Consider the following 23,313-nt stretch of genomic DNA (forward strand, 5'->3'; position numbering starts at 1 on the left):
GACCCCTAGCGCCCGTCGTGTCCGGTCTGCTACGCCTGATCCGAGTCCGTGCGGCCGGCCGGGGGAGGCGCGATGTGGCGACGGTTCAGACCTGACCCGGTGGGTCGGCTACGGGACCGACTGGACCGCTTCGCCGCCACCGGCGACCCTCGGGCGGTCCTCGACTCCGGCGCGATCCGCGATGCCGAGGCCGTCGTCGACCTGGTGACCGAGACGCCCACGGACCGGCCGCTGCCCGAGCGGGTCGCCGAGGGCGTGTCCCTCCTGGCCGGTCTGCACTGGTACCGCTACCGGCTGCTGCCGGCGGGCGAGGCCGCCGACGACCTCGACCAGGCGCTGCGGCTCACCGAGTTCCTGCTGCGCTTCGCGCCGGAACGGGTGCCCCCGCCGCTGCTGGCGTTACTGCGCGCCCAGCACGCCCCCGGGGGGTCGCCGCGGCCCGCCCGCGCGGCCACCGCCGTCCGCGACGACGCGTCGAACGCCCGGTACGTCGAGGCCGTCCTGCTGATGGCCGCGGCCGAGAACAGCCGTGACTACCGAACGGCCGACCAGGCCGAGGCGCTGCTGCGGCAGGCGTTGGCCGGCACACCGGCGGGTGCGCCGGAGCGCCTGCACTACCTGTCGGCCCTCGGGCGGGTCCACCGCGACCAGTTCCAGCATCTCGGCCGGCGGCGCGCCCTGGCGGCGGCCGTCGAGGCGCACCGGGAAAGCCTGGAGGCCACCGGCGTCGGCGACCCGGAACGTCCCGTACGGCTGTTCAACCTCGGCAACGTCCTGGGTGACACGTACGAGGTGGACCGCGACCCCGCAGCGCTGGACGAGTCGATCACAGCGCTGCGCGATGCGGTGCGGACCGCTGCCCCGGGCGCGCCGGTGCGCACGATGGCGCGGATGAACCTCGGCCAACGACTGCGCGACAGGTGGCGGCTGCACCGCCGGCCGGGCGACCTCGACGAGGCGGTCGACGCCTTCGCCGCGGCCCGGGACAGCGCCGATCCCCGGGTCGCCGCCCTGCACGGCGCGGCCCTCGCCGAGCGGTTCCTCCGCGACCGCCTGCCCGCCGAACGGGACGCCGCCATCGAGGCGTACCGGTCGGCGTTGACCGGATTCGGTGGGCTCGACCCGCAACTCGCCGGCACCGCCCAGGTCGGCCTCGCCACCCTGCTCGCCGAGCGGCACCAGGCCGCCGCCGACCCGGCCGACCTCGACGCGGCGATCGACGCGTACCGGGCGGCCGCCGGGTCCGGGACGACACCCGACGGGATGGACGGCGGCGAGCTGCGGCACGCCTCGGCCGGTCTGCTGGTGAGCCGGTACGAGCTGCGGCGGCGGGCCGACGACATCACCGAGGCGGTGCGGGTGCTGCGTGCCGGCGTGGCCGCCGCGCGAGGCCCTGAGCAGCGGGCGCGCCGGCTCGCCGACCTCGGCCGCGCGCTCGCCCTGGGCCACGCCGACCTCGACGGGGTGGACGCGCTGCGCGCCGGCCGTGACGCGTTGACCGAGGCTGAACGGCTGCTGCCCCGTACCGATCCGCTGCGTCCGCACATCCTCAACAACCTCGGCAACACCCTGCGCGAACTCGCCGACGTGGCCGGGGAGCCGGCGCTGCTGGAGTCGGCCGCGGTCGCGTTGCGATCGGCAGTGGCTGCCGCCGCGCCGGACGACGCGTCCCTGCCCCGCTACCGCTCGAACCTCGGTCTGGTGCTGCACGCGCTGTTCGGCTCCACCCAGGACCTGGCGACCCTGACCGAGGCGATCCAGGTGTTGGCGCAGGTGATCGACACGACGCCGCCCGGTCACCCGGACCGCCTGCCGGCGCTGACCAACTACGGCTCCGCCCTGAACCGCCGGGTCGAACTCTTCGTCGACGGCGCGCTGCCCGCCGGTGACGGGTCCGCCGACGAGGTCGCGGCCGGCGTCGCCGGGGACTCCGAGGCCGCCGTGGTCGCGCTGCGCGAGGCCGCCGAGCTGGCCGAACACGAGGCCGACCCCACCGAGTACGCCCAGACGGTCGGCACCCACGCGCTGGCCCACCTGCTGCGGCACCGCCTGCACGGTGACCCGGCGGCGCTGGACGAGGCGGTGCGGCTGCTCGATCTACTGAGCCGGCGGCCACTGGCCGACGCGGACCGGCACCGGATCCTCACGAACCTCGGCAACGCCCTCCTGCTGCGTCACCAGGCCGGCCACGCCGACGCCGACACCACCGCCATGCTGGCCGCCTACCGGGGGGCGGTCGACGAACTGACCCCCGAGCATCCGGCCCGCACCATGTGCCTGAGCAACCTGGCCACCGCCCTCGAAGCGGTCGCCGCGGCCGCCTCCGATCCCGACGCCGTGGCGACGGAAACCACCAGCGCGGGTTCCTCCGAAGCGGGTGGTTCCGGCGCGGGCGGTTCGGCCGCGTTGGCCGAGGCGACTGCCGCGCTGCACGCCGCCGCCCAGGTCGAGTCCGCGCCGTCGCTGCTGCGGGCGTCGGCCGCCGGCCGGTACGCGTCGCACGCCGCCCAGGCCGGTGACCTGTCGGCCGCGCTCGACGGGTACACCACCGCCATCGAGCTGATCGACCTGGTGGCCTGGCACGGTATGGACCCCGACGACCAGACCCGCCTGCTCGGGCGTTTCCCCGGACTGGCCAGCGACGCCGCGGCGGTCGCCATCGCCCTGGACCGCCCGGAGCGCGCGGTCGAACTTCTCGAGTACGGCCGGGGCGTGCTGCTCACCCGCGCCCACGACGCGGGGGCCGACCTGGCCGCGCTCCGCGCGCAGGCCCCCCGCCTGGCCGCCCGCCTCGCCGACCTCCAGGCCGCCCTCGACGACTTCCCGGCGCCGCGGGCGGGAATGCCAGTGCCGCCGGGTCCGGTGTCGGCTGTTCAGGTGGTGTCGACGGCCGGGTTGACTGGCGAGGGCGTGTCGGGCACCGGGGTCGGAGCGACGCCGGAGCAGCGGTACGACCTCGCCACCCGCCGCCGTCACCTGCTGAGCGAGATCCGCGACCGCCCCGGCTTCGCCGAGTTCCTCCGTCCGCCGCCCTTCGTCGAGCTGGCCCGAGCCGCTGCCGCCGGCCCGGTGGTGCTGGTCAACGTCGCCTCGCGGCGCTGCGACGCGCTTGTCGTCGCCGACGGTCAGGTCACCGTGGTGCCGCTGCCGGAGCTGACCCTGGCCGAGTTGGTCGTCCGGACGGTGAGCTTCCTGACCGCGATCGCGGAGCTCACCGAGCCGCCGCCGGCGGACGTACCGCAGCCGCAGGTGCGCCGTCGGCACGCGGTGGCCCGCGCCGGGGTCGCCCAGACCCTGGACTGGCTGTGGCGCGTCGTCGCCGCACCCGTACTCGAGGCGGCCCTTCCCGCCGACACCACGCCCGCGGCCGGGTCGTCGCCCGGGGTGGTCGGTGGCGGTCCTCGGCTGTGGTGGTGTCCCACCGGCGTGCTCACCCTGCTGCCGCTGCACGCGGCCGGTCCGCTCGATCGTGGCGAGGGGGTGCTCGACCGGGTCGTCCCGTCGTACACGGCCTCGCTGCGGGCGCTGACGCACGCACGGCGGGGCGGCACGGACCGGCCCGGGCCGGTCGACGCGGCGCTGTTCGTCGGCATGCCGCAGACGCCCGGCCTGGCCGATCTGCCCGGCGTCGCGCGGGAGGAGGAGATCGTCCGGCGGCACGTCCCCCGGGTACGTTCCCTGCTCGGCCCGGTGGCCAGCCCGGCGGCGGTGCTCGCCGCCCTGCCCGAGCAGCCCGTCGCGCACCTGTCCTGTCACGGTACGCAGGACCTGCGCGCCCCGGCCCGGGGACGCCTCGGGCTGGCGGGCGGCGCGCTGAGTGTGCGGGACCTGTGGCGCCCGGCTGGCCGCCCGGCGGCGTTGGCAGTCCTCTCCGCCTGCGAGACGGTACGCGGCGGAGCAGCCCTGCCCGACGAGGCGCTCACGCTCGGCACGGCGTTCCAACTGGCCGGCTTCCGGCACGTCATCGGCGCACTGTGGTCCATCTCGGACACGTTGACGGTGCGGCTCTGCACCGACCTGTACGACGGATTGGCGGTGCCCGGAGGGATCGACCCGGATCGCGCCGCCGTGGCCCTGCACGCGGCGGTCCGTCGCCTCCGCGCCGCCCTGCCCGACCATCCGGACACCTGGGCCGGCTACGCCCACCTCGGCCCCTGACCTCCCGGACGGTGGCGAGCGGATCGGTCGCCGCGCCCTGCGCGGCGGCTCGGAGCGCAGCCGGGCCGCTCAGGTCGCGTCGACCGGCAGGCTGACGGCGGGGGAGCGGGCGGCCGGGGAGGCGGGGGCGTACCAGGTCACACCGACCGCCGCGACCAGCAGCGTGGTGCACAGCAGTACCAGGCCCACACCCGTGCGCAGGGACCGGACCGCCGCCACGGCCTCCAGATGATCACCGAGAGGGGCCGGCGGGAGAGCCGCCACCGGGGTGACCGTCAGCCGGCCGTGCGCGGCGCGCAGCAGCGCGAGCGCTCCCGCCACACCCGCGACCAGCGCGGCGAGCAGCAGCACCCCGACCAGCGCGCCCCAACCCGGCGCGAGCGTGCTCACGTCGGAACGGCCCCGGATCAGGCTGAACCCGACCAGCGCCACCAACAGGCCACCGAGGCCGTTGCGCCAGGCCACCGCCGCCGCTCGTACGCGCTCCAACTCGCCGCGCAGCAGGCCGGCCAACTGCTGCGCACGGCGCAGGTCGGCCACCGTCGCGGGCGGGCCGGGACGAAGACGGATCACGCCTCGACCTCCAGCCGCAGCGTCCAGTACGCCCCGCAGCCCCGCAGCCCGGCGGGACACCCCGGGTGCTCGGCCTCGCACTCGCACAGCAGCGTCCGGTAACCGCTGTCGGAGATCGCGGCGTCCTTGCGGTACACCTCGTCCACGAGGGTGGTGGTGCTCGTGTGGCCGCACCGGGGGCAGCGCCCGCTGAGCACCACCGCGAACTCGAACGCCTCGGGACGGAAATCCGCTGCGGCCCGCGTCGCGTAGGCCTCGTCCGTCACCTCGGCGTACGGCAGCGGGCTCGACACCGGCTCGTCGTCGCGCATCCCGACCTCCCGCCACCGACACCTGGACCGTCCACCGTAGCCGGTGACCACACCGGCACAGGTCGACGTGCCGTGTCCGCATCTCCGCGCACCCCGGGGACGGGCCGGGGCAGTTGCGCGGAGCGACCGGTGCCGCCCTCGTCGGCGTGCGACGCTGGGCGCGTGCCGGTGACGCCGGCCCGGGCGGCCGGCCCGGTGCGTGCCGGCGTGACGGCGGAGGGAGGACCATGGGGCAGGTGCCGCAGGTCGACTTCGCGCTCGACACGTACGAGTGCATCGTGATCTATCCCGGCGCGGCCGGACGGGCCCTGCCCCCGGAGACCGTGCAGCGGTTGCAGGCCGAGCACGCCGAGCACATGCAGGCGTTGCAGCGCCGGGGCATCATCCTGGTCGCCGGCTCGGTGGACGGCCCGGCCCGTACGCCGGAGCCGCCGATCGGATTCGGGCTGGCCCGCACCGGCAGCGTCGAGGACGTACGCAGCGTGCTGGAGGCCGACCCGGCGGTGCAGGCCGGCCTCTACCGGGTGGACGTGTTGACCTTCCTCTGCCCGGCTGGTTCGCTGGAGTTCCCGCTGGTCAAGACCAGCGGCTGACCGTCGGCCCGTCGAGGGTGTCGTACTGGTGACGGTGGCGCGGCACGCGTCGGTGCTACGGTCGCGCGAACCGGGCGTGCCCGGGCCCGGCCGGGCTGCCTTCGAGGGCCGCCGGGAGCCGCCGCCGGGAGCGCCCCGACACCGCCCCAGCGCGGAGGCGTACGATTCCCGGCGCGCGGTCGCCGTTGCCCGTCGCCACAACGTTCCGGTGCGCTTGCGCCCGCCGGCCCGACGCGTGCCACGCGTCGTTGGACACCTGTTCCACTGCCTGCAAGGGGTCGGCCCCGAGTCCGACCCGAAGGAGAGACTAGCCTGATGGGCGTGACACGCCGCGCGAAGATCGTCTGCACTCTTGGTCCCGCCACCTCGTCGCCGGAGCGCATCCGGGGCCTCGTCGAGGCCGGCATGAACGTGGCGAGGCTCAACTTCAGCCACGGCAGCCACGAGGACCACGAGGCCGTCTACCGGCTGGTCCGGGAGGCGTCCGAGGCCGCCGGCAAGCCGGTGGCGGTCCTCGCGGACCTTCAGGGCCCCAAGATCCGGCTCGGCAAGTTCGCCGACGGCCCGCACGAGTGGCGCACCGGTGACTCGGTCGTGATCACCGGCGACGACATCCTCGGCACCAAGGAGCGGGTCTCCTGCACCTACACCAGGCTGCCGCACGAGGTGAAGCCCGGTGACCGGCTGCTGATCGACGACGGCCGTGTCGCCGTGGAGGTCACCGACGTCACCGGCAACGACATCCGTTGCCTGGTCACCGAGGGCGGCCCGGTCTCCAACAACAAGGGCGTCTCGCTGCCCAACGTGGCGGTCAGCGTGCCCGCGATGTCGGACAAGGACGCCGAGGACCTGCGCTTCTCCCTGGGGCTCGGCGTCGACCTCGTGGCGCTGTCCTTCGTCCGTTCGGCCGAGGACATCAAGCTCGTGCACAGCATCATGGCCGAGGAGGGCGTGTTCCGGCCGGTGCTGGCCAAGGTCGAGAAGCCGGAGGCCGTGGAGCACCTTGAGGCCATCGTGCTGGCCTTCGACGGCGTGATGGTCGCCCGCGGTGACCTCGGTGTCGAGATGCCGCTGGACGAGGTCCCGCTGGTGCAGAAGCGCGCCGTGCAGCTGTGCCGGGAGAACGCCAAGCCGGTCATCGTGGCCACCCAGATGCTCGACTCCATGATCGAGAACTCTCGCCCCACCCGGGCGGAGGCGTCCGACGTCGCCAACGCGGTGCTCGACGGCGCGGACGCGGTCATGCTGTCCGGCGAGACGAGCGTCGGTAAGTACCCGGTGCTCACCGTCAGCACCATGGCCAAGATCGTGACGACCACCGAGGCGGGTTCGATCGGCGTGCCGCGGTTGCAGCACGACCCGCGTACGCACGGTGGCGCGCTCACCGTCGCCGCCTCGTCCATCGCCCGGGCCATCAACGCCAAGGCGCTCGTCGCGTTCTCGCAGACCGGCGACACCGTGCGGCGGCTGTCCCGCCTGCACTGCGACCTGCCGCTGCTGGCCTTCACCCCGGTCCCCGAGGTGCGCGACCAGCTCGCCCTCACCTGGGGCGTCGAGACCTTCCTCATGCCGTTCGTGCAGCACACCGACGACATGTTCCGCCAGGTCGACCAGGCGCTGCTCGGCCTCGACCGGGCCAACCCCGGCGACTACGTGGTGATCGTGGCGGGCAGCCCGCCCGGCACCCCCGGCTCGACCAACACGCTGCGCGTACACCAGCTCGGTTCGCTGGTCGACGCCGCGTCGGCGCGGGCGCTGCAGTGAGCGACGGTCGGGTCGCGGTCGGTCAGGCAGCTGTCGACCAGCTGCTGGAGGTGCTGGACCTCGACCCGACCGGGGAGATGGCCTTCCGGGGGATGAGCCCCCCGGTCGGCCCACAACGGGTGTACGGCGGCCAGGTTGCCGGTCAGGCCCTGGTCGCCGCCGGCCGCACGGTGGACCCGGAGCGGTTCGTGCACTCGCTGCACGGCTACTTCGTCCGCCCCGGCGACCCCGTCGAGCCCATCGAGTACCAGGTGGAGAACATCCGCGACGGCCGGTCGTTCTCGGTGCGCCGCGCGGTAGCCCTCCAGCACGACAAGCCGATCTTCTTCATGTCGGCGTCGTTCCAGCGGGCCGAGGAGGGGTTGGACCACCAGGCTCCCGCCCCGCTGGACGTACCCCCGCCGCAGGACGTGCCGACCATGTCCGACCGGCTCTCCCGTTACCCGGAGCGCCTGGGTATGTGGGGGCAGATCCCCCGCCCGATCGACGTGCGCTACGTGGGGGAGCCCGGTTGGGTCCGTCCCGGTGACCGGCCGGCCGACCCGCACCAGCGGGTCTGGATGCGCATCGACGGCAAGTTGCCCGACGACCCACTGCTGCACGCGTGCGCCCTCACCTACGCCTCCGACCTCACCCTGCTGGACTCGGTGCTCTCCGTGCACGGCGAGGTGTGGGGGCCGGGTGGCGTGGTCGGCGCGAGCCTGGACCACGCGCTGTGGTTCCACCGGCCGTTCCGCGCCGACGAGTGGTTCCTCTACGACTGCTGGAGCCCGTCCGCGTCCGGCGCGCGCGGGCTGGCGACCGGCCGGATGTTCACCACGGACGGCCGGCAGATCGCCAGCGCCGTACAGGAGGGTCTGCTGCGCCGCGTCGGCGCCTGACCCGACCGGTCACGCCTGGTGGATGGCCTCGCCGGCGATCTCGATCTGTACGGTCTTGCCGACCAGGACGCCGCCGCTCTCCAACGCGACGTTCCAGAGCAGGCCGTAGTCCTCCCGGTTGATCTCGGCGGTCGCGCTGAATCCGAAGATGTTCTGTCCGTACGGATCCTGACGGGCGCCGCCAAAATTCACCTGAAGGTCCACCGCGCGGGTGATTCCCTTCACCGTCAACTCTCCGGTGAGCACAAATCGATTGGGCTCGGACTGCGGCGGGGGATTGTGACTTCTGCCTCGTCCGCCAAGCCGGTGGTTACGCAGGCGTGCCCAGTAGAAAATCGGGTCTTCGTTGCTCTGCCATTTGATGCCCGTGCTTCGATATTCGAGAGTGGTGTAACGCTCCACATCGAGGAAGTCCGCGCTTTTCAGGTGGGTGTCCCGGTCGGCGCTTCCGGTGGAGATGCTCGCCGACGCGATGGTGGCCGTCACCCCGGAGCGCAGCGGATCCTCCGCCACCGTGATCTCCGCGGTCGCCTCGGCGAACTCGCCGCGTACGGGGCTCACCATCATGTGCCGGGACAGGAAACCGATCCGCTTGTGCGCCTGATCGAGGCGGTAGGTGCCGGCGATCGGGATGGTCATGCCATCCCAGGTGCGTGTGGCGACATCGGCCATCGTGTTGCCTTTCCCCCGGGTCTTATCGATGTCTGGCCCGAGCCCCAGAAACCGGTCGGGCAGGCATGGTGCCCGCCCAGCATAAGGACGCTCGGAATCGGCGTTTCGAGCCCCACCGGGTAGTGGATCATTCGCTCCGGCGCTATTGGCTATTCGTCGATGCGTGACCGATCGGCCGAGGGCCGCCGGTCCCGGCGGATGACCTGCGGGCTAACCTTGCCGGCATGCGTCTCTCCGCCCGGGTCGACTACGCCCTCCGCGCGGCCGCCGAGCTCGCCGCGACGGCCAGCGGCCCCGGGCGGGGCCGGCCGGTCACCGCCGACCAGATCGCCCGCGCGCAGGAGATCCCGCCCAAGTTCCTGGAGAGCATCCTGTTGCAACTGCGCCGGGGTGGCATCGTGCACGCCCAGCGTGGTCCGGAGGGCGGTTACTGGTTGGCCCGTCCGGCCGAGGAGATCTCCCTCGCCGAGGTGATCCGGGTGATCGACGGGCCGCTCGCGCACGTCCGGGGGCAACGCCCCGAACAGCTCGGCTACCACGGCCCGGCCCGTGCCCTCCAGGAGGTCTGGATCGCGCTGCGCGCCAGCGAGCGCGAGATCCTCGAACTGGTCAGCGTCGCCGATGTGGCAGCGGGCACGCTGCCCGCCCGCGTCACCGAGCTGGCCGCCGACCCGCGCGCCTGGATCTGAGTGGGCAGCGGGCACCACGCCCGCCCCTCGTGAGCGCGGCCGAGCCGACGTCCCATCCCCCGGTCGGGGGCTTGACCCGGGCTGCCCCGTGCCGCATTGTCGACCAAGTCGATAGGAGATACCGAAAAGTCAGGGGGCGCTCATGCGCAAGCTGTTGGTCCTCGCTCTGGTCGGGCTCGTCGCACAGTTGATCGATGGTTCGCTCGGTATGGCGTACGGGTTGACCTCGTCCACGTTGCTGCTGGTCGTCGGGGTCGCTCCCGCGTCCGCCTCGGCGTCGGTGCACCTGGCCGAGATCGGCACCACGCTCGCGGCCGGCGTCGCGCACTGGCGGTTCGGCAACGTCGACTGGCGGGTCGTGACCCGCATCGCCCTGCCCGGCGCGGTCGGCGCGTTCGCCGGGGCCACGCTGCTCAGCTCGATCTCCACCGAGTCAGCCGCGCCCTGGATGGCCGCCATCCTCTTCACCCTGGGCACGTACCTGCTGGTGCGCTTCGCCCGACCGCTGCGGACCGGCCGGGTCGGCGGACGGCTGCGCGGACGCTTCCTTGGGCCCCTGGGCCTGGTCGCCGGCTTCGTCGACGCCACCGGCGGCGGCGGGTGGGGCCCGGTCGCCACTCCGGCGTTGTTGGTCTCCGGCCGGATGGAGCCCCGCAAGGTGATCGGCTCGGTCGACACCGCCGAGTTCGTCGTGGCGGGTGCCGCCAGCATCGGTTTCCTGATCGGGCTGGGCACGGAGGGGTTCCTGCTCCCCACCGTCGTCGCCCTGCTGATCGGCGGGCTCATCGCCGCCCCGCTGGCAGCCTGGCTGGTGCGCATCGTGCCCGCCCAACTGCTCGGCGCGGCGGTCGGTGGCGTGATCGTGCTGACCAACGCCCGCACCCTGATCCGGTCCGCCGAGCTGGACGGCCCGCTCCGCCCCATCCTGTACGCCCTGCTGGCCGCCGGTTGGCTGACCGCGCTGGTCTTCGCCGTGCGAGCCCTGCGTCGTACCCGCCAAGCCCGCGCCACCGCTGCCACCGCCACCGCCGCTGCCACCGTGACGGCCACGGCACCCGCCGCTGGAGTGCCGGCGTCTTCTGAGTCGGCCTCTGTCATCCCCGGCGCTGCCGACGGCAGCGCACCGGCCGATCTCAGCGTGGCGGGAACGCCGGGAGTGCGCTGACCCGCGCGGCGGCCTCTGCTGAACAGCTCACCTTCGCGTTGACCGCCGACCAGCAACCTGCGCTGCTCGTGCGACGGCTGTCCGGGGCGAGTCTCCCCGCCACCCGTCGGTGTTCGCGGCGGGGTGCTTCCCCCGTGAGGGTGATGCCTGTGAGTCATCAAGATGACTCACAGGCATCACACTCATTAGGGTCCTCGCCCCCGCCAGGGCGAGGTGCGGCGCTGCCGCCGGTCATCAGCCCTGCCGACGGGCAGCCGGGACCCGGCTCCTCTGCCGCCGTCACGGCGGGAGTTTGACGGCGGTAACGCCCGGGCCGTCAGCGCGTCAGCAGTTTCTCCGCCGCCTCGGCGAGGAGCGCCCACGCCTGGTCGACGTGCGCCTCGGTGCTCTGCGGTGAACCGACGGCCAGCCGCAGCGTGTAGCGGCCGGCGACGCGGGTGTGGGTCAGGTGGACGCGGCCGGTGCCGTTGACCTGGGCCAGCAGTTCGGCGTTCGTGTCGTCGTCGGCGCGGAGCCGGAAGCAGACCAGCGAGAAGGGGTGCGCCGCGGCAAGCTCGAACCGGTCGTCGGCGCGGAGGTGGTCGGCGAACCGGGCGGCCAGGGCCACGCCGGAGCGGATGTGCGCCCGCAGGCCCTCGACGCCGTACCAGCGCAGCACGAACCACAGTTTCAGCGCCCGGAAACGGCGGCCCAGCGGCACCTGCCAGTCCCGGTAGTCGAGCACCGCTCCCGATTCGGAGGCGGCGTTGCGCATGTACTCCGGGAGCACCGTCAGTGCCTCGATCAGCTCACGGCGGTCGGCGACCCAGAACGCGTCGCAGTCGAAGCCGGTGAGCAGCCACTTGTGCGGGTCGAAACAGTACGAGTCCGCGTACTCCAGACCGGCGTGCGACCAGCGCAGCTCGGGGCAGACGGCGGCGGCGCCCGCGTACGCGGCGTCGACGTGCAGCCAGATGCCGTACTCGGCGCAGATCGCCCCGATCTCCGCTACCGGATCGACGGCGGTGGTGGAGGTGGTGCCGATTGTCGCGACCACGATGGCGGGTACGTCGCCGGCGGCCAGATCCGCCTCGATCGCGGCGCGCAGCGCGTCCGGGCGCAGCGCCTGGGTGTCCGGGTCCACGTCGAGCGTCCGGACCCCGTCCGCGCCCAGTCCGGCGATCCGCGCGGCCTTCTCGATGGAGGAGTGCCCGTGCACCGACGTGTACGCCCGGTAGCGCCTGTCGATGCCGGCGGCGCGCCAGCGGCCCGCGCTGGCGCGGTGCAGCGCGGTGAGGGTGGCCACCAGGGTCGCCGAGGAGGCCGAGTCCTGGATGACACCGCCGCCGGCGCCGGTCGAGGAGAAGCGCGCCGGCAGGGCGAGCAGGTCGGCCAGCCAGTCCATCATGACCGTCTCGAGTTCGGTGCACGCTGGGCTCGTGGCCCACATCATGCCCTGCACCCCGAGGCCGGAGCTGACCATGTCGCCGAGCAGGCTCGGACCCGAGGTGTTCGCGGGGAAGTAGCCGAAGAACCCGGGGTGCTGCCAGTGCGTCAGCCCCCGTAGGACGATGGCGTCCAGGTCGGCGAGCACCGCCTCGACCGGCTCGCCGCCGGTGCTCGGTGGCGCGCTCGGCAGGGTCCCGGCCACCGTGCCCGGCGGGTCGGCGGAGGTGACCGGTCGCTGGTGCAGCGTCGTCCAGTAGTCGGCGATCCAGTCGACGACGGCGTGGCCGGCGCGGCGGAACTCGTCCGGGTCCATGTGTGGTGCGCTCACCCGGCGAGTCGATCAGGCGGCGTGGGGGAGGGTCAAGAGCCGCACGGCGTGACGATCGTCGATATTGCGGAGTGGAAAGCGCTTGCCCTACGATGCGGCTGAGCCGGATCCGAGTTCCAGGGCGTTCATCCCCGACCAGATCGCCGTTCGCCGCCGCCGCGGCGGACCGTCCACCGTGCCACCCCGGGCAGGGCAGGTGGACCAGAGCGGTCATCACCGGATCCCCGGAGGCAGTTCATGCACCCGTCAAGACAACGGTTGAGTCTGCTCGCCGCCTCGACAGCGGCAGCCGTCGTCGCCGGCACCGTCGGTACGGTCGTCGCCTCGGCCGCCGCTGTCGGCTGTCGTGTCGACTACCAGGTCACCAACCAGTGGCAGGGCGGTTTCGGCGCCAACGTCACCATCACCAACCTCGGCGAGGAGGTCAACGGCTGGACCCTGACCTGGTCGTACACCGCCGGCCAGCAGGTCTCCCAGGCGTGGAACGCCATCGTCAGCCAGTCCGGCGCCCAGGTGAGCGCGCGCAACGTCGACTACAACGGCGCTCTCGCCACCAACGGCACCGCCTCGTTCGGGTTCAACGCCTCGTGGACGAGCAGCAACCCCGCGCCGGCCAGCTTCGCGCTCAACGGGGTCACCTGCACCGGAGCGCCTCCCACGGGCGGCCCGACCACGCCGGCCCCGACCACCCCACCACCGACCACCCCGCCGCCCACCACGCCTCCACCGACCACTCCGCCGCCGACGACGCCGCCGCCCACCGACCCTCCGGCCGGGGCGAAACAGATGGAGAACCTCGACCGTGGGCTGATCAGCGTTCGTTCCGGCAGCGGCAACCTGGTCTCCTGGCGACTGCTCGGCACCGAGACCTCCGGCGTGTCGTTCAACCTGTACCGCGGCTCGACCAGGGTCAACGCCAACCCGATCACCGGCGCCACCACCTACCTCGACAGCGGTGCGGCGGCCGGGTCGGCGTACACCGTGCGGGCCGTGGTGGGCGGCGCCGAGCAGGCGGCGTCCGCGCCCGCCCTGCAGTTCGCCAACGGCTACCTGGACGTGCCCCTGCAGGTGCCGGCGGGCGGCATCACCCCCAGCGGGGAGAGCTACACCTACAGCGCCAACGACGCCTCGGTCGGCGACCTCAACGGCGACGGCACCTATGAGATCGTGCTCAAGTGGGACCCGTCGAACGCCAAGGACAACTCGCAGTCCGGCTACACCGGCAACGTCTACGTCGACGCGTACACGCTCACCGGCACCCGGTTGTGGCGCATCGACCTCGGCCGCAACATCCGGGCCGGCGCGCACTACACCCAGTTCCAGGTGTACGACTACGACGGCGACGGCCGCGCCGAGGTGGCCATGAAGACCGCCGACGGCACCCGCTCCGGCACCGGTCAGCTCATCGGCTCGTCGTCGGCGGACTACCGCAACTCCAGCGGCTACGTGCTGTCCGGCCCGGAGTACCTGACCATGTTCAACGGCCAGACCGGCGCGATCGCATCCACCGTCACCTACGACCCGCCGCGCGGCACCGTGTCGTCCTGGGGTGACTCGTACGGCAACCGGGTCGACCGTTTCCTCGCCGGCACCGCGTACCTGGACGGCCAGCGCCCGTCCCTGATCATGGCGCGGGGCTACTACACCCGCGCGGTGGTGGCCGCCTGGGACTTCCGCAACGGATCCCTGACCAAGCGCTGGACGTTCGACTCGAACTCGTCCGGCAACGGCGCTGCCGCCGGGCAGGGCAACCACCAGCTCTCCGTGGCCGACGTCGACGGTGACGGCCGCCAGGAGATCGTCTACGGCGCCGCCACCATCGACGACAACGGTCGGCTGCTCTACTCGACGGGCAACGGGCACGGCGACGCGATGCACGTCGGGGATCTCGACCCGGGCCGCGCCGGCCTGGAGGTGTTCAAGGTCGACGAGGACGCCAGCAAGCCCAGCTCGTGGTTCGCGGACGCCCGTACCGGTCAGATCCTGTGGTCCACGCCGGCCTCCGGCGACAACGGCCGGGGCGTCTCCGCGGACATCTGGGCCGGCAGCCCCGGCGCGGAGTCCTGGTCGGCGGCGGTCTCCGGACTGGCCAACACCCGTGGGCAGAACATCGGCCGCAAGCCGTCGTCGACGAACTTCCTCGCCTGGTGGGACGGTGATCCGGTCCGGGAACTGCTGGACGCCACGAAGATCGACAAGTACGGCACCGGAGGCGAGACCCGGCTGCTCGACGGCAACGGGGTGGCGTCCAACAACGGCACCAAGTCCACGCCCGCGCTCTCGGGCGACATCCTGGGCGACTGGCGCGAGGAGGTGATCTGGCGGACCACCGACAGCCGGGCGTTGCGCATCTACAGCACACCCACCCCGACCAGCACCCGGATCCACACGCTGATGCACGACCCGCAGTACCGGGTGGCCATCGCGTGGCAGAACACCGCGTACAACCAGCCGCCACATCCGGGGTTCTTCATCGGCGATCAGATGGCCGGTCCACCCACCCCGAACATCTACCTACGCTGATCTGACCCTGGCGGTCCTGATCGAGTTCGCCTAAGGTGGCAGGCACCGGGCCGCAGCCGCGGAATCCGCACAGCTGCAGCCCGGTGCTCCACACCGCGGCATTCCCGACCCGTCCCGACCGGGAATGCCGTACCACCACCGGCACCAACATTAGGCACCGTCCGGGTCGCGGGAGTGACGCTGACGTGAAGATCGTGTTTCACGCGTCCCGACGCAGGCCCCCGGCCACCTTCTCGGCGATCAACTCGTACGACCGCACCCGGTCGGCCACGTCGTACACCAGCGTGGTGAGCATCAGCTCGTCCGCGCCGGTGCGCTCCTGCAACTCGGTGAGCTGCCGCAGCACCGTCTCCGGCGATCCCATCGCCTGACCGTCGCGCCGTTGCAGCACGAACTCCCGCTCGATCTCGGTGTACGGGTACGCGGCCGCCTCGTCCGGCGTCGACAGCGGCTCCGGCCGACCGGAACGCAGCTTCAGGAACGACAGCGCGCTCGGCCCGGCCAGCCACTCGGCCCGCTCGTCCGTGTCCGCGCAGACCGCGTTGACGGCCACCATCGCGTACGGCTTGTCCAGCCACTGCGACGGCCGGAAATTCTGCCGGTACAGCGCCAACGCCGGCAGCGTGTTCGCCGAGCTGAAGTGGTGCGCGAACGAGAACGGCAGACCCAGCAGGCCGGCCAGTTGGGCGCTGAAGCCGCTGGAACCGAGCAGCCAGACGGCCGGCTGCTCGCCCCGACCCGGGGTGGCGACGATCTGTCCCGGCTTCTCGCCGCTGAAATAGTTCATCAGGTCGGCCAGCTCACGCGGGAAACCCTCCGCGGACAGGCCCTCCATGGTGCGCCGCAACGCCAGCGCGGTCACCTGGTCGGTGCCCGGGGCCCGGCCGATGCCCAGGTCGATCCGGCCCGGGTGCAGCGCCTCCAGGGTGCCGAACTGCTCGGCCACCACCAGCGGCGCGTGGTTCGGCAGCATCACCCCGCCCGAACCCAGCCGGATCGTCGACGTGTTGGCCGCCAGGTGCGCCAGCAGGACCGCCGGCGCGGAGCTGGCGATCGCCGGCATGTTGTGGTGCTCGGCCACCCAGAACCGGCGGTAGCCCAGCTCCTCGGTGCGCCGGGCCAACTCGGTGGTGGCACGAAGGGCGTCACCGGCGGTGGCGCCCTTCGCGACCGGAGCAAGATCAAGAACAGACAACGGTACGGTGATCACACGTTGTGCCAACTCGGCGGCCTGCCCGTTCATTCCGGCCGCCGCTCAGCCCACACCCCGCGCCTGCTCGAAGATCAGGCTGGTCTGGGTGTGCTGCACCACCGGATCGACCGCCAGGTGGTCCAGCACGAAATCCCGCAGCGCGTCACCCGACGCCGCCCGCACGTGCAGCACGTAGTCCTCCGCACCGGCCACGTGGAACACCGACACCACCCCGGGCAGCCGCACCGACCGCGCCCGGAACGCGTCCACCGCCGCCCGCTCGTGGGCGGTCAACCGCACCGACACCAGCGCCTGCAACGGCAGACCGAGTGCCGCCGGATCGACCTCCGCGTGGAACCCCCGGATCGCCCCGCGCTCGCGCAACGCCCGCGTACGCGTCAGACACGTCGACGGCGCCACCCCCACCCGCTCGGCGAGCGCGTTGTTCGGCAACCGGCCGTCCGCCGCCAACTCGGCGAGGATCGCGCGGTCCACCTCGTCCAGCGCCGGCCGTACATCATTCGACTCAGGGGGCATCCCCGCATTCTCCACCGAATCAACGACAGAGAGAAGGTGCCCCGACAGAATCATCTACCAAAGCATTGCCTCCCCGGCTGCGGATGTTCGACGCTACCGCCATGACGACGGTGGACACCCGAGCCGTACACGCCGGCCGCGACGACCTGCGCACGCTCGGCGTGCACGTACCACCGATCGACCTCTCCACCACCAACCCGCTGCCCTCGGTCGACGACGGTGGCAACGCGTACGAACACCTCGCCACCGGCGGCACCCTCCCCGCCGGTGCCAGCGCCGTCTACCAGCGGCTCTGGAACCCCACCGTCGCCCGCTTCGAAACCGCCCTCGCCGCCCTCGAAGGCACCGACCAGGCCGTCGCCTTCGCCAGCGGCATGGCAGCCCTCACCGCCACCCTGCTCGCCGCCACCCGCGACGGACACCGCCACATCGTCGCCGTCCGACCCCTCTACGGCGGCACCGACCACGTCCTCGCCACCGGCCTGCTCGGCACCACAGTCACCTGGGCCCACCCCGACGAGGTCGCCACCGCCGTCCGCCCCGACACCGCCCTCGTCGTCATCGAGACGCCCGCCAACCCCACCCTCGACCTCGTCGACATCGCCGCCCTCGCCACCGCCGCCGGCGACGTACCCCTGCTCGTCGACAACACCGTCGCCACGCCCGTCCTGCAACAACCCGCCCGCCACGGCGCCGCCCTCGTCCTGCACAGCGCCACCAAGAGCATCGGCGGCCACGGCGACGTCCTCGCCGGCGTCGTCGCCTGCGACGATGCCTGGGCCGCCCGACTCCGCCAGGTCCGCGCCGTCACCGGCGCGATCCTGCACCCCCTCGGCGGCTACCTCCTGCACCGCGGCCTGCAGACCCTGCCGCTGCGGGTCCGCGCCCAACAGGCCACCGCCGAGAAACTCGCCGGCTGGCTCGCCGACCACCCCGCCGTACACCGGGTGCACCACCCCTCGGTGTACGACCCGGCGGCGCTCGTCGGCCGGCAGATGTCCGGACCCGGCAGCCTGCTCGCCTTCGAGGTACGCGGCGGCGCGCCCGCCGCCGCCACCGTCGCCGCCTCCTGCCGACTCATCACCCACGCCGTGTCCCTCGGCGGCGTGGACACCCTCATACAGCACCCCGCCTCGCTGACCCACCGACCCGTCGAAGGCGACGCGAAGCCGGACGGGGCGCTGCTGCGCCTCTCCGTCGGCCTCGAAGACCCCGAGGACCTGCGCGCCGACCTCGCCCAGGCGCTCGACGCGGTCGTCTGATCAGCGCAGCTCGCGGTTGCCCAACACCCGGGTCGGCGAACCCTCCCGGGCCACCCGCAGCATCGCCCGGCCGATCCCGTCCGTCGTCGTCACCTGGTTCGGCAGCAGCCGCCGCAATACCGGGACCAGCGGACGGGTCACCGCGTACCCGATCCGGTACGCCCGCGTCCGCGACACCGCCCCGTACGTCGGCTGGATGAACCCCGGCCGCGCCGCGTACCCGTTGGGCAGCAGGTCCATGACCGCGTTCTCGGTGCGACCCTTGACCCGCGCCCACATCACCCGGCCCTGCCCGGTCGAGTCGGTGCCGACGCCGGAGACGTAGACGAACGTCACCTGCGGGCTCACCTCTGCGAACAGTCGCGCGGCAGCCATCGGGAAGTCGTAGCTGATCCGGGTGTACGCCGCCTCGTCCAGACCCAACGACGAGACGCCCAGGCAGTAGAAGCAGGCGTCCACGCCGGTCAGCTCCGCCCGTACCGCCTCCAGGTCACCCACGTCGGGGACGGTCAGCTCCCGCAGTTTCGGGTCCTGTTGACCGGTCGGCCGGCGGCCGACGGTGAGCACCTCCCGCACGTCCTCGGCGAGCAGACACTCGCGCAGCACGCCCTGACCGACCATGCCGGTCGCACCGAAGATGACCACCCGCATCAGAACCCGCCTCCTGTCGTCGACACTCGCACAGGCTCCCACGCGCCGTCCCCACGCCGGCCGATCGCCGTCCTCACGCCGGCCGATCGCCGTCCCCACGCCGGTCGATCGCCGTCCCCACGCCGGTCGATCGCCGTCCCCACGCCGGTCGATCGCCGTCCCCACGCCGGTCGATCGCCGTCCCCACGCCGGCCGATCATGAAGTTATTGCCTCCGACCTCGGCGTGTCGGAGCAATAACTTCATGATCGACCGGGCCGGGTGGGGGTGGGGCCGGGTGGGTGGGTGGGGGGTGGGTCAGGACTTTGGGCCTACGTGTCGGTCGAGCGTGGCTACCGCGTCGCGGCGTGCCACGGACAGGCAGTTGCGGCGGTTCATCCGCCAGGCGATACCGAGCAGGTCCAGGCTCCACTGGCAGAGCCCCATGATGTCGGTCGACTCGTTGACGAACATGTAGCGCGGGTAGATGTACTCCTTGCCGCGCACGGTCACCCGGTTGGCGAACCGGCAGCCGTCGGAGTGGAACAGACCGCGCACGAAGTCGCCGGGGTGGCTCTCGACGAGCGACAGTTGCCAGTCGGCCAGGACGATCGGTCGCTCGTGCTTCTTGCCGGGACCGTGCTGCGGAAACAGACACGGCCAGTGCTTGCCGCTGCTCTCGACCGAGACGCAGCCCTGCTTGCGGATTCGTTGCACGCGTGACGCGAGCACGGAGAGCATGGCCGACTCGCACGCGTCGACGAGGTGTGGATAGCTAGCCGTGCAGGCGATCCGTAGTACCGGCACCTTCGGTGAGACGGCCAGATGGCCGTCGCCCAGGTAGAGGCCGAGCAGGTAGACGTAGGCGGCGGGGTCTGTCGGACTGTCGACACCTTCCCGGCAGCGGAAGCACCGGAGCTCCGTGCCCTGGAGTCGAGCCTCCGGACGGTCGTTACACCAGTGCCAGACAGTCAAGTACGGCAGACCGACGGCGCGAGCGGTGTCGGCGACCGTTTTGCCGGCGAGGAACATCTGCCGTGCTCGTGCGCGAATCTCGGGTGGATGCACGAGAGAATTCTCGAACACCCGTACGACATCTTTTGTGGTGCCCTCGGTGGGATTCGAACCCACACTGTATGGAGTTTGAAGCCATTGCCTGCTGCCAGTTGGGCTACGAGGGCGCTTCCCTGATTCGGCCCTGACAGGATACCCACTACGCTGAGGGCGGTGACACCCGGCTGGGCGGGTGTCAGGTTCGAACTGGTGGGGGTAGGGCTGGTGGCTGAGACGCCGACGGATGCCGAGCGCAGGCGCGTACTGATCGCCGAGGACGAGGCGCTGATCCGGCTGGACCTCGCCGAGATGCTGGTCGAAGAGGGTTACGAGGTGGTGGGGGAGGCCGGCGACGGCGAAACCGCCGTGCGCCTCGCCGAGGAGCTGAAGCCCGACCTCGTCATCCTCGACATCAAAATGCCGATCATGGACGGGCTGGCCGCCGCCGAGCGCATCGCCGGCGCCCGGATCGCCCCGGTGATCATCCTGACCGCGTTCAGCCAGCGGGACCTGGTGGAGCGGGCGCGGGCGGCGGGCGCGATGGCGTACCTCGTGAAGCCTTTCCAGAAGAGTGACCTGGTCCCGGCCGTGGAGATCGCGCTGTCGCGGTACTCGGAGGTCGCGGCCCTGGAGGCCGAGGTCGCGAGCCTGACCGACCGCCTGGAGATCCGCAAGACGGTGGAGCGCGCCAAGGGCGCGCTGATGACGACGTACGGGATGACCGAGCCGCAGGCGTTCAAGTGGATCCAGCGCACGGCGATGGACCACCGGATGACCATGAAGGAGGTCGCCGAGCGGATCCTCGCGGAGACCGCCGGCGGTGAGGTGGCGCAGCAACCGAGCGTCTGATCGCTGCTCGTCGCTCGGCGGCGGGTGATCGGATCGATAGCATCAGCTACGTGTCGGTCCGGCGTACGGTCGCGGTGTTCGGGGTTGTCGTCACGCTGCTCGCCGGCTGCCGGGCCGCCGACGACGAGCGGCTTCCCGAACCGGTGCGTCCACGGTGGGAGATGGCGGATCTGCCGGTGCCCCCGGGTCCGCCTGGTCGGCTCATCGCCCGTGATGTGACAGTCTGCGCGGGTCGGTGGTACGTGGTCGGCGCGGTGGGTGCGCCGGACGGTGGAACCCGGCCGGCTGCGTGGCGGAGCGTGGACGGTCGAGTGTGGACGTCGCTGCCGTTGCGTCCGATCAGTTACTACGGCGAGCGCGCGATCCTCTACGCCGTCGGGTGTTCCGATGATCGGATCGCGGTGATCGGGGCGCGGTCGGGTGGCGCGCACGGCAATCCGCGGGTGCGGACGTGGCGGCAGGACGCCGACGGTGGTCTGACCGAGGTGCCGGCGGAGTTCGAGCTGTACGGCGGACCGGAGGCGGTCAGCGCGAGCCGTATCGCGGGTGGCGCTGGCGGGTGGCTGATCGCGGGTGCGCGGACGAGTGGGGCGGCGGTGTGGCGTTCCGCGGACGCGGCCGACTTCGTGCTGGTGGACGACGCCCCCGGGCTGGCCAGTGATGGGGCGGTGACGACGATCGCCACGGATGCGGTGGCGGTGCCCGAGGGCTGGTTGGTCGGTGGCGGGGGCAGGCCGGCGGATCGGGCCGACCGTGATCCGTACGTCTGGTCGTCGGGTGACGGCCGGGCCTGGACGCGGCTGCCGTTGCCGGCGACCGGTACGGACGAAATCGTGCAGCGTCTCGTCCGGGTGGGCGCCACGGTGTACGCCCTGGGGGTGCGGGGGAGCGGGTTCCAGGCCTGGGAGTGGTCGCCTGAGGCAACCGCGGGCGCCGATGACTGGCGTGCCCGTGGGGGGTTCGGGGCCACGGGTGCCGGTGCGGTGGCGGGGGTCGAGGCGGTCGCGGGCGTCGATGGCGGTGCGGTCCTGGCGATGACGGTGGCGAGCGACGGGCACCGGCTGTGGCGGTCCGGCGGGGATGCCTCGTCGTGGCTGCCGGTAACCCTTCCGGGTCGCGTTTCCGCTGGTGGGGACACGTCTGCGGCGGTTGCGGTGGCGGGCGGTCGGATGGTGGTCACCCTCGACGACGGGGTGGCGGCGAGGGTGTGGTTCGCACCCTCTGAACCCGTTTGACGAGTTGTCGACACGCGCCGATGTGACATCTAAACGCGAGGTTCTCCGCTTCTGGTAACGGTTGAGTCAACGCCGCCTACGACACCTTACGGGGAGTAGTGGTTGTGGGATAACGTCCCGCCCCAGACCGGGTGAACGGTCCGGTCCGGTGTGGTCTTGGCGTTCTGCCAGACGCCATCGGGCTTCAGGACGGAGGAGGGTTCCAGCCTTGAGGCAAAACTTCGTGCGCGTCCTCGGCAGCGTCGCCATCTTGGCGCTTGTTGCCGGCGGCGCCAGCGCGTGTAAGAAGGACGAGGGCACGTCGGGTGGTTCCGCCAACAAGGCGTGCGACCTCAAGATCGGTTTCTTCGGGGCGCTCTCCGGCGCCGACGCCGGTCTGGTCACCCCGATGAAGCAGGGTGCCGACCTCGCCGTGGAGAAGTACAACGCGGAGAACGCGGACTGCAAGGTCACCGTCGAGGCGTTCGACTCGCAGGGCAAGGCCGACCTGGCGGGTGGTCTGGCGACCAACGCGGCGGCCAACTCGAAGATCGTGGCCATGGTCGGCCCGGCGTTCTCCGGTGAGAGCGAGGTCGCGCTGCCGATCTTCGACACCGCGGGTCTCGCCGTCATCAGCCCGTCGGCCACCCGGCCGAGCCTGTCGGAGAAGGGCTGGAAGGTCTTCCACCGCGGCGTGGGTAACGACTTCTCCCAGGGTCCGGCGATCGCCAGCTACATCAAGAACGTGCTGAAGGCGCAGAAGGCGTTCGTCATCGACGACCAGTCCGCGTACGGCGCGGGTCTGGCCGACGAGGCCAAGAAGGGCCTCGGCTCGCTGGTCATCGGCACCGACAAGGTCGTCGACAACGCGCAGGAGTTCGGCGCGCAGATCTCCAAGGTGAAGACCAGCGGCGCGACGGTGCTGTTCTACGCGGGCTACACCGAGGAGGCGGCGCCGTTCCTGAAGCAGCTGCGGGCTGCGGGCTGGACCGGCACGTTCATCGGTGGCGACGGCATCAACGACGCCAACATGCTGTCGGTGGCTGGTCAGAAGGACGTCGAGGGCACCATCGCGACCTGCCCGTGTGGCCCGGCCACCGCGGCCAAGGGCACCTTCGTGACTGACTTCAAGGCCAAGTACAGCGTCGACCCGGGCGTGTACGCGGACGTGTCGTTCGACCTGGCCAACATCTACCTTGAGGCGATCAAGGCCGGTAAGACCACCCGCGCGGACATCCAGGCCTTCCTCTCCACCTACAACAAGGCCGGTTCCGCCTCGGGCGTGACCTACAAGTGGGAGCCCAGCGGCGAGCTGGACCCGGCCCAGGTCAAGGTGTGGGCCTTCAAGGCGAAGGCCGGCGCGTGGGCTCCGGACGTGGAGATCCCGAAGGCCTGATCCCGTCGGGGGTCACAGGTTTGAGGGCGTGACGAACAGAGTTGTTTCGATGCGGTCGGGGTGCGTAACCCCGGCCGCATCGGCTCAACGCAACAC

At 72.1% G+C, this 23,313-nt stretch carries 19 protein-coding genes and 1 tRNA gene; 11 read left to right on the forward strand and 9 right to left on the reverse strand.

Features of this window, described 5'->3' with window-relative positions; all coding sequences use genetic code 11:
* The first annotated feature begins 72 nt into the window (after positions 1-72).
* The gene (locus tag ABZU91_RS10155) at positions 73-4,158 is read left to right on the forward strand and encodes a CHAT domain-containing protein (protein WP_355236859.1); all 4,086 of its coding nucleotides are present in this window, start codon (positions 73-75) and stop codon (positions 4,156-4,158) included.
* 69 nt (positions 4,159-4,227) lie between these two features.
* Here ABZU91_RS10155 and ABZU91_RS10160 read toward each other — a convergent pair whose 3' ends face one another.
* Together ABZU91_RS10160 and ABZU91_RS10165 are read right to left on the reverse strand one after the other, a co-directional pair.
* The gene (locus ABZU91_RS10160) at positions 4,228-4,731 is read right to left on the reverse strand and encodes a hypothetical protein (RefSeq protein ID WP_355236862.1); all 504 of its coding nucleotides are present in this window, start codon (positions 4,729-4,731) and stop codon (positions 4,228-4,230) included.
* The gene (locus ABZU91_RS10165) at positions 4,728-5,042 is read right to left on the reverse strand and encodes a hypothetical protein (RefSeq protein WP_355236864.1); all 315 of its coding nucleotides are present in this window, start codon (positions 5,040-5,042) and stop codon (positions 4,728-4,730) included. Before ABZU91_RS10165 ends, ABZU91_RS10160 begins: the two co-directional genes overlap by 4 nt.
* 227 nt (positions 5,043-5,269) lie before the next feature.
* Here ABZU91_RS10165 and ABZU91_RS10170 point away from each other — a divergent pair, with 227 nt between their 5' ends.
* The 3 genes from ABZU91_RS10170 (at position 5,270) to ABZU91_RS10180 (ending at position 8,280) form a co-directional block, all read left to right on the forward strand.
* Positions 5,270-5,635 carry a YciI family protein gene (locus ABZU91_RS10170; RefSeq protein ID WP_355236867.1) on the forward strand — a complete coding sequence of 122 codons (366 nt, stop codon included), beginning with the start codon at positions 5,270-5,272 and terminating at the stop codon, positions 5,633-5,635.
* A gap of 315 nt (positions 5,636-5,950) precedes the next feature.
* Entirely contained in the window at positions 5,951-7,399 is a 1,449-nt protein-coding gene (pyk, locus tag ABZU91_RS10175; RefSeq protein WP_355236869.1) for a pyruvate kinase, read from the forward strand.
* Positions 7,396-8,280, forward strand: a complete 885-nt coding sequence (locus tag ABZU91_RS10180; protein WP_355236872.1) for an acyl-CoA thioesterase II — start codon at positions 7,396-7,398, stop codon at positions 8,278-8,280. Before pyk ends, ABZU91_RS10180 begins: the two co-directional genes overlap by 4 nt.
* Before the next feature lie 9 nt (positions 8,281-8,289).
* Here the strand turns inward: ABZU91_RS10180 and ABZU91_RS10185 are convergent, their stop codons facing one another.
* Entirely contained in the window at positions 8,290-8,952 is a 663-nt protein-coding gene (locus ABZU91_RS10185) for a YceI family protein (protein ID WP_355236875.1), read from the reverse strand.
* 224 nt (positions 8,953-9,176) lie between these two features.
* Here ABZU91_RS10185 and ABZU91_RS10190 point away from each other — a divergent pair, with 224 nt between their 5' ends.
* Positions 9,177-9,641, forward strand: coding sequence for an Rrf2 family transcriptional regulator (locus ABZU91_RS10190; RefSeq protein WP_007462839.1), 465 nt, complete (start codon positions 9,177-9,179; stop codon positions 9,639-9,641).
* Positions 9,642-9,783: 142 nt separating this feature from the next.
* Entirely contained in the window at positions 9,784-10,806 is a 1,023-nt protein-coding gene (locus ABZU91_RS10195; protein ID WP_355236879.1) for a sulfite exporter TauE/SafE family protein, read from the forward strand.
* Between the two features lie 316 nt (positions 10,807-11,122).
* Here the strand turns inward: ABZU91_RS10195 and ABZU91_RS10200 are convergent, their stop codons facing one another.
* Entirely contained in the window at positions 11,123-12,562 is a 1,440-nt protein-coding gene (locus tag ABZU91_RS10200; protein WP_355236882.1) for a pyridoxal-dependent decarboxylase, read from the reverse strand.
* 237 nt (positions 12,563-12,799) lie between these two features.
* Between ABZU91_RS10200 and ABZU91_RS10205 the strand changes: the two genes are divergently transcribed.
* On the forward strand, positions 12,800-15,085 hold the full coding sequence (locus ABZU91_RS10205; RefSeq protein ID WP_355236885.1) for a cellulose binding domain-containing protein: 2,286 nt from the start codon (positions 12,800-12,802) through the stop codon (positions 15,083-15,085).
* A 199-nt stretch (positions 15,086-15,284) separates the two neighbouring features.
* On the opposite strand, the gene ABZU91_RS10210 is transcribed toward ABZU91_RS10205, so the two are convergent.
* Entirely contained in the window at positions 15,285-16,328 is a 1,044-nt protein-coding gene (locus ABZU91_RS10210) for an LLM class flavin-dependent oxidoreductase (protein WP_355236888.1), read from the reverse strand.
* Positions 16,329-16,340: 12 nt separating this feature from the next.
* Positions 16,341-16,814, reverse strand: coding sequence for an Lrp/AsnC family transcriptional regulator (locus tag ABZU91_RS10215; RefSeq protein ID WP_355236891.1), 474 nt, complete (start codon positions 16,812-16,814; stop codon positions 16,341-16,343).
* 83 nt (positions 16,815-16,897) lie between these two features.
* Here ABZU91_RS10215 and ABZU91_RS10220 point away from each other — a divergent pair, with 83 nt between their 5' ends.
* Entirely contained in the window at positions 16,898-18,076 is a 1,179-nt protein-coding gene (locus ABZU91_RS10220; protein WP_355236894.1) for an aminotransferase class I/II-fold pyridoxal phosphate-dependent enzyme, read from the forward strand.
* Here ABZU91_RS10220 and ABZU91_RS10225 read toward each other — a convergent pair whose 3' ends face one another.
* The 3 genes from ABZU91_RS10225 to ABZU91_RS10235 form a co-directional block, all read right to left on the reverse strand.
* Positions 18,077-18,727 carry an epimerase gene (locus ABZU91_RS10225; protein WP_355236896.1) on the reverse strand — a complete coding sequence of 217 codons (651 nt, stop codon included), beginning with the start codon at positions 18,725-18,727 and terminating at the stop codon, positions 18,077-18,079.
* 296 nt (positions 18,728-19,023) lie between these two features.
* Positions 19,024-19,773 (reverse strand): transcriptional regulator, encoded by a 750-nt coding sequence (locus tag ABZU91_RS10230; protein WP_355236899.1) that lies wholly within the window; start codon positions 19,771-19,773, stop codon positions 19,024-19,026.
* Positions 19,774-19,808: 35 nt separating this feature from the next.
* A tRNA-Leu gene (locus ABZU91_RS10235) sits at positions 19,809-19,886 on the reverse strand.
* Between the two features lie 97 nt (positions 19,887-19,983).
* On the opposite strand from ABZU91_RS10235, the gene ABZU91_RS10240 reads away from it, so the two are divergent.
* The 3 genes from ABZU91_RS10240 to ABZU91_RS10250 all read left to right on the forward strand — a co-directional run bounded on the left by ABZU91_RS10240 (position 19,984) and on the right by ABZU91_RS10250 (position 23,217).
* Positions 19,984-20,607: a response regulator gene (locus tag ABZU91_RS10240; RefSeq protein ID WP_355049623.1), complete on the forward strand. Its 624-nt coding sequence runs from the start codon at positions 19,984-19,986 to the stop codon at positions 20,605-20,607.
* A 50-nt stretch (positions 20,608-20,657) separates the two neighbouring features.
* Positions 20,658-21,842, forward strand: a complete 1,185-nt coding sequence (locus tag ABZU91_RS10245) for a hypothetical protein (RefSeq protein WP_355236902.1) — start codon at positions 20,658-20,660, stop codon at positions 21,840-21,842.
* 208 nt (positions 21,843-22,050) lie between these two features.
* Positions 22,051-23,217: a branched-chain amino acid ABC transporter substrate-binding protein gene (locus tag ABZU91_RS10250; RefSeq protein ID WP_355236905.1), complete on the forward strand. Its 1,167-nt coding sequence runs from the start codon at positions 22,051-22,053 to the stop codon at positions 23,215-23,217.
* Positions 23,218-23,313 lie beyond the last annotated feature (96 nt).

The sequence above is a fragment of the Micromonospora sp. NPDC005174 genome, from assembly GCF_040608495.1.
Taxonomy (GTDB): domain Bacteria; phylum Actinomycetota; class Actinomycetes; order Mycobacteriales; family Micromonosporaceae; genus Micromonospora.

Coding starts and splice junctions, on each gene's coding strand:
- ABZU91_RS10215 (WP_355236891.1), bottom strand. CDS start 16,814: ATGCCCCCTGAGTCGAATGATGTACGGCCGGCGCTGGACGAGGTGGAC.
- ABZU91_RS10170 (WP_355236867.1), top strand. CDS start 5,270: ATGGGGCAGGTGCCGCAGGTCGACTTCGCGCTCGACACGTACGAGTGC.
- ABZU91_RS10195 (WP_355236879.1), top strand. CDS start 9,784: ATGCGCAAGCTGTTGGTCCTCGCTCTGGTCGGGCTCGTCGCACAGTTG.
- ABZU91_RS10190 (WP_007462839.1), top strand. CDS start 9,177: ATGCGTCTCTCCGCCCGGGTCGACTACGCCCTCCGCGCGGCCGCCGAG.
- ABZU91_RS10225 (WP_355236896.1), bottom strand. CDS start 18,727: ATGCGGGTGGTCATCTTCGGTGCGACCGGCATGGTCGGTCAGGGCGTG.
- ABZU91_RS10220 (WP_355236894.1), top strand. CDS start 16,898: ATGTTCGACGCTACCGCCATGACGACGGTGGACACCCGAGCCGTACAC.
- ABZU91_RS10210 (WP_355236888.1), bottom strand. CDS start 16,328: ATGAACGGGCAGGCCGCCGAGTTGGCACAACGTGTGATCACCGTACCG.
- ABZU91_RS10205 (WP_355236885.1), top strand. CDS start 12,800: ATGCACCCGTCAAGACAACGGTTGAGTCTGCTCGCCGCCTCGACAGCG.
- ABZU91_RS10165 (WP_355236864.1), bottom strand. CDS start 5,042: ATGCGCGACGACGAGCCGGTGTCGAGCCCGCTGCCGTACGCCGAGGTG.
- ABZU91_RS10185 (WP_355236875.1), bottom strand. CDS start 8,952: ATGGCCGATGTCGCCACACGCACCTGGGATGGCATGACCATCCCGATC.
- pyk (WP_355236869.1), top strand. CDS start 5,951: ATGGGCGTGACACGCCGCGCGAAGATCGTCTGCACTCTTGGTCCCGCC.
- ABZU91_RS10155 (WP_355236859.1), top strand. CDS start 73: ATGTGGCGACGGTTCAGACCTGACCCGGTGGGTCGGCTACGGGACCGA.